The sequence below is a fragment of the Oleiphilus sp. HI0061 genome, from assembly GCF_001635675.1.
Genome location: NZ_LWFE01000505.1, coordinates 1 through 980 on the forward strand (window position 1 = coordinate 1; position 980 = coordinate 980).

2 protein-coding genes are annotated in these 980 nt (G+C 41.3%); both read right to left on the reverse strand.

Annotation, left to right across the window (positions count from 1 at the left end; genetic code table 11):
- Positions 1 to 230: 230 nt before the first annotated feature.
- Positions 231 to 494 (reverse strand): Txe/YoeB family addiction module toxin, encoded by a 264-nt coding sequence (locus A3735_RS06710; protein ID WP_068510968.1) that lies wholly within the window; start codon positions 492 to 494, stop codon positions 231 to 233.
- Complete coding sequence (locus tag A3735_RS06715; RefSeq protein ID WP_068510966.1) at positions 491 to 733, reverse strand: type II toxin-antitoxin system Phd/YefM family antitoxin; 243 nt, start codon at positions 731 to 733, stop codon at positions 491 to 493. Before A3735_RS06715 ends, A3735_RS06710 begins: the two co-directional genes overlap by 4 nt.
- Between the last annotated feature and the right edge of the window lie 247 nt (positions 734 to 980).

Sequence of the window (980 nt, forward strand, 5' to 3'; positions counted from 1 at the left end):
TTCATCTGATGCGTTGACGCTTCCCTAACGGGAAGAATGTTAATTAAAAAGAAAGGCTCTGGCCGAGGTTCCGGCAGGATTTTGTGCGGGCCTCTTGACGTGGGGAGTCATACCAACGCCTTGCTAAGCGGTTGTGGTGAATTGGCGGTTTGTTTGCGGCTCTTTGCAAACAAGATGACAATTTACCACAATCCGACTTGAGCAACTTGTTAGCTGAACAAATTTTGGTATTACTCATAATGTGTCCACATACGCAGAACTTTTATGACTTTTTGCTCTTCATAAACTTGGTAAACAATCCGGTGCTGGATGTTAACACGTCGTGAAATTGCACCAGATAAATCACCAACCAATTTTTCAAATGGTGGTGGTGTTTGAAACGGATTCTCTTCGATAACTTGCAGCAAATATTTTGCTTTACTTTTGAGACCTGAGGAAGCAAGTTTCTTTGCATCTTTTTGAGCTTGCTTGGTATATACGAGTTCCCAACTCACCAATCAAGCTCCTTAGAACAATCTTCAATAGGTTCTGCCATTCCTTCTTTAATGCTTTCTCTCATACCCGGAACAGTTAAAAGATAAAGGGTTTCTTGAATTGACTCCCAGTCTTCACTGGAGACTAATACAGCGCTATTTCTTTTGCCTGAAATAGTTATTGGCTGATGAGTCTCTGAAGTTTGATCTAAAAGCCGGTATAAGTTTGCCCTGGCTTCACTTGCCGTAAGAATATTCATCTTTATTCTCCTGAACAGAAAATAATATCGTACGCTTAAACGTACGAAGTGGCAAGATTATTTTTACAGCTAACGCCGCAATAAAGGGCCGGAGCGCAGCGACGGTCCAGCCCACATGTTTTTGTGGGCGATCTTTGATTGCCTTGTTATATTTTACGGCCTACAATAAGACCTAATTAACGACCACTTTATAGTACTGGTGATTTTATGACAACCCGAATATTAACAGAAGCTGCCGCTAGTATTA

Bases quoted from the DNA above. Each gene is read 5' to 3' on its own strand.
- A3735_RS06715 (WP_068510966.1), bottom strand. From the start codon at position 733: ATGAATATTCTTACGGCAAGTGAAGCCAGGGCAAACTTATACCGGCTT.